The 7,525-nt window shown below is 64.9% G+C and carries 8 protein-coding genes, 1 tRNA gene and 1 pseudogene; 5 read left to right on the forward strand and 5 right to left on the reverse strand.

Annotated elements, in window-relative coordinates; translation table 11 throughout:
- A pseudogene (locus I2487_RS03800) lies at window positions 1-361 on the reverse strand (hypothetical protein); the annotation flags it as partial.
- A gap of 120 nt (window positions 362-481) precedes the next feature.
- On the opposite strand from I2487_RS03800, the gene I2487_RS03805 reads away from it, so the two are divergent.
- A complete protein-coding gene (locus I2487_RS03805; RefSeq protein ID WP_207169754.1) occupies window positions 482-1,153 on the forward strand; it encodes a DedA family protein in 672 nt (223 codons plus the stop codon).
- 149 nt (window positions 1,154-1,302) lie between these two features.
- On the opposite strand, the gene I2487_RS03810 is transcribed toward I2487_RS03805, so the two are convergent.
- The 4 genes from I2487_RS03810 to I2487_RS03825 all read right to left on the reverse strand — a co-directional run bounded on the left by I2487_RS03810 (window position 1,303) and on the right by I2487_RS03825 (window position 4,256).
- Window positions 1,303-2,826, reverse strand: coding sequence for a CYTH and CHAD domain-containing protein (locus I2487_RS03810; RefSeq protein WP_207169753.1), 1,524 nt, complete (start codon window positions 2,824-2,826; stop codon window positions 1,303-1,305).
- Between the two features lie 267 nt (window positions 2,827-3,093).
- Window positions 3,094-3,184: transfer RNA gene (locus I2487_RS03815), tRNA-Ser, on the reverse strand.
- Window positions 3,185-3,259: 75 nt separating this feature from the next.
- A complete protein-coding gene (locus tag I2487_RS03820) occupies window positions 3,260-3,811 on the reverse strand; it encodes an adenine phosphoribosyltransferase (RefSeq protein WP_345941329.1) in 552 nt (183 codons plus the stop codon).
- Between the two features lie 10 nt (window positions 3,812-3,821).
- Window positions 3,822-4,256: a deaminase gene (locus I2487_RS03825; protein WP_207169755.1), complete on the reverse strand. Its 435-nt coding sequence runs from the start codon at window positions 4,254-4,256 to the stop codon at window positions 3,822-3,824.
- 131 nt (window positions 4,257-4,387) lie between these two features.
- Here I2487_RS03825 and upp point away from each other — a divergent pair, with 131 nt between their 5' ends.
- The 4 genes from upp (at window position 4,388) to I2487_RS03845 (ending at window position 7,313) form a co-directional block, all read left to right on the forward strand.
- On the forward strand, window positions 4,388-5,023 hold the full coding sequence (upp, locus tag I2487_RS03830) for a uracil phosphoribosyltransferase (protein ID WP_036473377.1): 636 nt from the start codon (window positions 4,388-4,390) through the stop codon (window positions 5,021-5,023).
- 213 nt (window positions 5,024-5,236) lie between these two features.
- Window positions 5,237-6,028 carry a winged helix-turn-helix domain-containing protein gene (locus I2487_RS03835; RefSeq protein ID WP_207169752.1) on the forward strand — a complete coding sequence of 264 codons (792 nt, stop codon included), beginning with the start codon at window positions 5,237-5,239 and terminating at the stop codon, window positions 6,026-6,028.
- Between the two features lie 7 nt (window positions 6,029-6,035).
- Complete coding sequence (locus I2487_RS03840; RefSeq protein WP_207169751.1) at window positions 6,036-6,542, forward strand: SixA phosphatase family protein; 507 nt, start codon at window positions 6,036-6,038, stop codon at window positions 6,540-6,542.
- A 333-nt stretch (window positions 6,543-6,875) separates the two neighbouring features.
- Entirely contained in the window at window positions 6,876-7,313 is a 438-nt protein-coding gene (locus I2487_RS03845; protein ID WP_207169750.1) for a VOC family protein, read from the forward strand.
- Window positions 7,314-7,525 lie beyond the last annotated feature (212 nt).

Genomic DNA, 7,525 nt, shown 5'->3' on the forward strand with positions numbered 1-7,525 from the left:
GCGTTGGAGATGGGGTCGGGGTGGGGGTTGGCGACGCTGAGGGTGTCTCCGATTCGGTCGGTTGCTCGGAGGGCTCCTCAGATTCCTCCGGTTCCTTAGTCTCCTCGGGCTCCTCGACGACGAGCTCCTGCTCCTCGGTCTCCGCGGCGCGATCATCGGCCTCCTCGGGATCCAGTGCGACACCGATGATTCCTATGACGAGCAGGAGCGCAAACAGAGCGACGACTCCGGCGCATCCGACGGCCGGAATCTTGGCGATCAGCGGCCATTGCTTGAAGCGGTTCCGTCCGGAACCCTTCTGCCCCCTGCGGCGGGAGCGCTTTTTGGACGCGAAGGAGCGCCCCGGGAGTTTCGGCAGCATCGGAGAACCTCATCAAGTTCGGGTGACGGACCCGTGCGGGGAGCAGGAGTCTTTGATCACACTAGCCTGACCTGGGCCCTTGTCATCGTCGCCGCAAGGCGGTCGGGCTAGTGTTCTGCCATGGGATTCAATCTCGAAGCGACTGGCCTCACGCCGGCGCCCGGGGCCAGCGAGTATCAGGGATTCATCGGATGGGTTCTCAGCCTCATGGAGCGCTTCGGTGAACCCGGGGTCGGTCTGGCGATCTTTCTGGAGAACTTCATCCCGCCGATCCCCTCCGAGGCGATACTGCCCGGTGCCGGCTTCCTCGCGTATGCGGGATTGATGAGCCCCTGGGGCGCATGGATCTGGGCCAACCTCGGGTCCTTGCTCGGGGCTGTGCTCTGGTATGCCGTGGGTTCCGCGCTGGGTGCTGACCGGACCCGGGGCATCATGGGCGGGTTGCCGCTGCTGAAGGTGCAGGACTTCGACAAGGCGGAGCGCTGGTTCCATCAGTGGGGCCCCTGGACGGTGCTCCTGGGGCGCTGCGTGCCGATAGTGCGCTCCTTCATCTCCATCCCGGCGGGGATCACTCGGATGCGCTGGCCCACGTTCCTGCTGTTCACGTTGATCGGTTCCGCGATCTGGAACGGCATCTGGATCGGTCTGGGATTCGCACTGGGACCGAGCATCGCACCGGTGCTCGCAGAATGGAGCGGTGTGCTCTCCACCCTTGTGGTGGTGCTCGCGGGCCTGGCCGTGGTGGTCTTCGTGGTCCAGCGGCTGTGGGGTGTGCTGCGCCGAACCAGCTAGGCGCGGTTCCGATCCCTCTCCGGTGCACGCCCCCTTCGCTGACAGTCGGTTCCCCGAAGGTCAGACCGGTCTGACGGCAAGCCCTCGAGCCCCGGGCATCGCTGGGCAGGACGCGGCGCCTGCTAGGCACCGGGTATTCGCGCTGCCCTCTATTTCTTCACGGACAGGGTGGGAATGCGATGCCAGCCCCGATGGAACTGGGCTTCCGCGTTCAGGGCGGTGGATTGTTCCAGTGCGTGGAGCCGGCCGTAGCTGAATCCGTTCTCGCCCTGGGTGAAGGCTTCGGCACCCAGTCGTCGCAGGAGTGCACGGGTGACGATAGTGTCCTGATGATCGCCAAGGATCTTCTGGATACCGTGTGCAGTCTCCCCCAGGCGATCAGTTTCATTCCGTCCGAGTGTCCGTGCTGCTTCGGCCGCATATCGGAGGCGCTTGGCGTCCTTTCGGACGTCGTGCAATCCCGGGTGATCACCGATGCCTGCCGGGTGCCTGCGAGCATGTTTGACGGCGCATCGGAGTTGTTTGATCTCCTGATTGATGAGTGGGGGTATGACCTTCTTCGCTGGCTTCGCGCCCCGCGGCGACAGCCTGGAAGCGCCTATCAGGGACTCGAGGGAGTCGAGGAGGCGGAAGTAGCGTTGCCCGTTGAGTGCCCGCATCACCCGCCCGTATTCCTTCTTGTAGTCCCCCCCGAGCTCCGTTTCAATTCTGCGTTCGACCGGGCCCAGCAGCAGGTCGGCCGGCTCGTTCGCGATCATCTCCATGAGTCTTCCGTGCATGACCTCCGCGTCCCGCGCGATGCCGAGAACACCGGCTAGCCATTTCAACTCATCGCGGACCATGCGAACGGTGTCACCGTCTTCCAGCAGGGACCCGTACGTTGCCAGGACGGACCGGAGGCGCCTGGTGGCGACCCGCATCTTGTGGATGGCGTCGTGATCGTCCTGCCGCACCCGAGGGTCCTGGTCCCGGATCACCTCAAGTTGCTCCTGGAGGTAGGCGAAGACGACATCTCCGGCCCGGTCGGTCGGTGGCGGCGAAGAATCCCTACTGACGACAGTGCTGTGCAGAAATGTCGCTAACACCCGGGCCAGTTCGGAATCATGCGCTGAAGGGCGTCCGCCTGCGGCCAGGATGAGATCCTTGCCGGCATCCAGTAGATCCTTCGGCGCCTCGAAGAGCTCGAATTCCCATTCGCGCCACGATTGTGACGCCGGTTCAGGTTGGAGCGTCTGAGCGTCCACACGGTCATCGGTGAAGTCGGCTACAGCGTCTCCGTGGTCGCCGCGGAGCCGGTACACGATACGCCGAGTGCTCAGCCGGGCCACCGGCATCAGCACGCTGTCCCGGCTGTGCACCCGAACCCGTTGCAAGAGCGTCTTGGGGACACCGTCGGAGGTTCGGCGGACCGGCATATGGAATTCACGGGGCTCATCGACGCGAGCAGGGAGTTTCAGAACCCACCCGGCGGCCTCGCCTCCGATCCGGCGGCCCAGAGTGATATTGCGCGACGCCAACCGCAGGTCTGCCGTATCGAAGTACTCGGTTTCCAGGCGGTGCTCGATCGGTTGATCGACATTCTTGACCCCGTGGAGATCTGTCAACCGAGGAAGTTCGACGTCGTCCGCGACGTCGAACTTCCATTCAGTCTCACTAGCGGGTCCTGCATCCATGCTTCATCGTAGACCCGCGCGGAATGGGACAGGAAGGCCATGGCATGACCTTGCCCGGTGGGCCGGTTCACTGGACGGTGATCCCGGCGGGTTGGCGTGACCGCTTTGGAGTAGGCCGCGTTGATCTGAGGTAAGCGAGCCTTGTCCACGTGTGGCGACCCCCGCGTCGGATGGATGCTGGCCTATTATCTGCGAACGGCTCTGTTCGATGCAAAGGAAAAGCCCCCGCTTCCCTCGGATATTCAAGGGTGCAGGGGCTTTCTCCGTTGGCGGTGACGGTGGGATTTGAACCCACGGTGCGGGGTAACCGCACACAGCATTTCGAGTGCTGCACCTTCGGCCGCTCGGACACGTCACCAGGCCCGTTGAGTATACGCAAACATCCCACGCTCACCCAAAAGCAGGCGCGGAGCGTTCGGTCCGGCGGACCGGCTCAGCCCTGGAACAGGGCGTGCACCTCACCGCAGAGCGCGCGTCCGCCGAGGGCTTCGAGCTCCAGGACGACGGCGGCGCCGGCCACTCGGCAGTCCAGCTGAGCGATCAGTTCCCGGGTCGCGGCCAGCGTGCCGCCGGTGGCCAGCACGTCATCGACGATCAGCACGCGGTGCTCGGGCTTGAGCACATCGGGGGCCTCGATCACGGCGGTGCCGTACTCCAGGGTGTACTCCACGCGTCCGGCAGGTGCCGGCAGCTTCCCGGCCTTGCGGATGGGCATGAAGCCGGTGCCGGTCAGGGCAGCGATCATTCCTGCCAGGGTGAAGCCGCGCGCCTCGATCCCGGCGACCATGTCGAAGCTGCCGGCGAATGGCGCGAGCAGCCCCTCGGCCACCGTGCGCAGCGCGGCCGGGTCTGCCAACACGGGGGAGATGTCCTGGAAGAGGACGCCTGGTTCAGGAAAGTCGGGGGTCACCGCGAAGAGCGACTGCGCGTGTGCGAGCTGCGCGGCGGAGGGCGTGGACAGCTGAGGCGAAGTTGGGGTGGGCACGACGCCAAGCCTATCCGCGGAACTGTTCGAAGAAGTTCCTCAGCGCGGTGGCGCATTCCTGGGCGCGCACCCCGGGATGGACCTCCACCCAGTGATTCAGCCGGGGTTCACGCAGGATCTCGAACACGGAACCGGCGGCCCCGGCCTTCTCGTCCCAGGTGCCGAAGATCACCTGCTCGATCCGAGACTGGTAGATCGCGCCGGCGCACATCGGACAGGGCTCCAGCGTCACCGCCAGCACGCAGCCGTCCAGCCGCCAGGTCCCCAGGGTTGCCGCGGCGGCCCGCAGCGCGTTGATCTCGGCGTGACCGGCCGGGTCGTCGTCGCGCTCGCGGGTGTTGAACCCTTCACCGAGCACCCTTCCCCCTGATGAGAAGACGACGGCGCCCACTGGCACGTCTGCTGACGCGCCGGCCTCGGCAGCCAGTTCGAGACATCGCCCGATGGCGCTCTCCTGATCGGCGCGCACCCGGGGGGACCAGGAGGCAGGGGGCTTCAGGTTCTCGGTCACCACCCAAGCCTATGGGGCATGATCCCCGGGGACTGAGCTGCGACCCTGCTGGTAGTTTTGAGACCATGCGCGTACAGGTTGTGGAACACCCACTGATCTCCCATAAACTCACCCAGCTTCGACGGGTGGAGACCGCCTCGAACCAGTTCCGCGAACTGACTCGCGAGCTGGTCATGCTGCTCTCCTATGAGGCCAGCGGCTCCATCGCGACCGAGCCGGTGGAGATCCAGACTCCCGTGGCCACCATGACCGGGACTCAGCTGGCGGACCCCAAGCCGCTGGTGGTGCCGATCCTGCGCGCCGGGCTCGGCATGCTCGACGGGATGACCGCGATGGTCCCCACCGCCGAGGTCGGTTTCCTCGGGATGGCACGGAACGAAGAGACCCTGGACATCATCACCTACGCCGAGCGACTGCCCGATGACCTCACCGGGCGCCACGTCTTCGTGCTGGACCCGATGCTCGCCACCGGCGGCACCCTCGCCGAGGCCATCCGGTTCCTGAAGAAGGCCAACGCCGCGAAGATCACCTGCATCTGCCTGCTGGCAGCTCCTGAGGGCATCGAACGGCTGCGCGAGAAGGTAGGCGACATCGAAGTGGAGCTCTACCTCGCCGCCATCGACGAGAAGCTCAACGAGAAGTCCTACATCGTCCCCGGGCTCGGCGACGCCGGCGACCGGCTCTACGGCCTGGCCCAGTAAGCCTCTCGCGGCGCAGGCAGCCGCGTAACTCTGCATCTTCTTTGGGGAACAGGCAAGGCCCTGACGGGACGAATGTTTGTGATCCCGGTCACAAAATGGTCTCCTCGTCTCATTATGTGGAAGATCCCCCCTTTTATTACTTGCGGATTCTAAATGTGACACACACGCTGTAATGGAAACGTCAATCCACCTGCAGCGGGGGAGTTGCCACCGATGTCCGCACACCTGAGTCAGCCACAGAATCCCGGCTACGTCCATGTCTCGGTGCGCAACGCCGCCCGCCGTGCCGAGATGGCGCGCCGCATCCGCGCTGCCAACGCCACCGACGACTCCAGCGGCGCCCATCCGCGCACCGCCCCGGTCCCGGTGGTGGCGCAGAACGGCGGAGGGCCGCAGATGGTCCAGCCCGATATCGTGACCCGCGGCTTCGTCGTCTACGTCGGCCTCGATGAGGATGCTGCCAGCGCGGCGGGAACCTCGCTGCACAAGATCGCCACAGAGCTGCGCGACTACGTGGAGCACATCGCCGCCGATGCCCAGGTGCATATCGCCATGGCCCTGGCCTCGGCCGCCCACGAGGGCAGCAACCTGGAGGTCGTTCGGCAGGCCTTGGGCGATCCCACCGTCACCCACCGCGGCATCGAGGTTCCGATCAGCGCCCCTCCGGCGCCGACCAGCTCCGGTGTGCTGATCGATCTGTCCCGCCGTGAGGTTCGCCTCGACGGCGAAGGCCTGAACCTGACCTTCAAGGAGTTCGAGCTGTTGAACTACCTGGTGGACAACGGGTCTCGCACCGTGGGACGCGAAGAGCTGCTGCAGACGCTGTGGCGCAGCGTGGATGCCGATCAGATGCCCAACGAGCGCACCATCGACGTGCATATCCGCCGACTGCGCTCCAAGCTGGGGCGATTGGCCAACACCGTGCGCACGGTCCGTGGGCAGGGCTACCGTTTCTACGAGCACCCCGAGGTCACCGTCTGGGCGGCCCCGGAATACTCGATCTGAGTCGTTCATGCCTGAACTGCTGATCCTGCGCCACGGGGAATCTGGGCATTCCTTCTCCGGGGACGACCACGGCCGCACCCTGACCCGCCACGGGCAGGATCAAGCGCGCGCCGTCGGACGCTGGCTCGTGAGCTCGGGGAACCTGCCGGATAACACGGTCTGCTCCGACGCCATGCGCACCCGACAGACCTGTATATGGGTCAATCATGAGCTGGGGGAGAAGGCACCGACGCCGTACCTGGACTCCAGGCTCTACCTGGCGGCGCCGCGTTCGATGCTTTCGATCATCAACGAGGTTCCCGAGACGGTGCGCACCTTGTTGGTGGTCGCGCATATGCCGGGGGTCCAGGAGCTGAGCATGGACCTGGCCTCTGCGCACTCCCAGGAGGATCCGGTGATCCAGATGGCCGGGTCCTGGCCGCCGGCCGGGCTCGCCCGGTTCCAGGTGCACAAGCCCTGGGCCGAGCTCGATGGTCGCGACGCGGAGCTCACGGACTTCTTCACCGCCGACTGAGCCCGGGCAGTGATTGCGACATGCCGGCCGGGATCTCTGTTGCCCGCTGCCCAGCTGTGGAGACAGGGGTCTGAGTGTCGTCTCATGTCGCAGGGCTTGGGCTGCGGAGTAGAGGGTATTCGTCGCGCAACGATTTCTGCTCCAAGGTGCGTCACGTGTAGCAGATAAGGCACCTGTGCGGGCATTTTCTCCGGGCGGGGTAAACGGACATCCCAGCACTGACGGGGGCGTCCGGTCTCGCCCAGGCGCATCGTGCTCGCTCGCCGACCGGCTGACGGGCCACGCGAGAGTTTGCCCTGCCCGCCTATCGCGCCGCTCGATAGGATGCGGAACATGGCAATTGAATTGGAGAACGTCGGCATCGCTGTTCGCGATATCGACGCAACGATCTCGTTCTTCACCGACCTGGGCCTAGAGCTCGTCGGCCGCGACACTATTAGTGGCGACTGGGCCGACACCGCCGTCGGCCTCGACGGCAACCACGCGAAGATCGCCGTGCTCAAAACACCGGATGGTCACGGTCAGCTCGAGCTATTCGAGTACCTTCACCCCGACGCGATCGAGACGGAGCCCACCCTCCCCAACGAGATCGGCATGCACCGCGTCGCGTTCTCTGTCGACGACATCGACACGGCACTTGAGATAGCAGCGAGGCACGACTGCCATCCACTTCGGGGCGTGGCCACCTACCTAGACGTCTACAAGCTCACATATCTGCGCGGCCCGAGCGGCATCCTTGTGATGCTTGCCCAGAATCTAGCGAAGGCCTGACGACCGTTCACCCAACCGTCGATGCGGGAGAGATCTGTGTCGATTGAGAACGGGGCGCCCGATTCCATCGCAAAAGTTTGTACAACTTGGCAAGGCGGGCCCGTAAGACGATCCTTGGGTTCTTGCGGTGATTGCAACACTTAGTAGATGGGTGTTGATATGACGGGCTACTCGATCTTTGTGAGACCGGATCTTCTCCAGGTGTTCTGGAC

The sequence above is a fragment of the Nesterenkonia sp. E16_10 genome (assembly GCF_017347085.1).
Lineage (GTDB): Bacteria > Actinomycetota > Actinomycetes > Actinomycetales > Micrococcaceae > Nesterenkonia.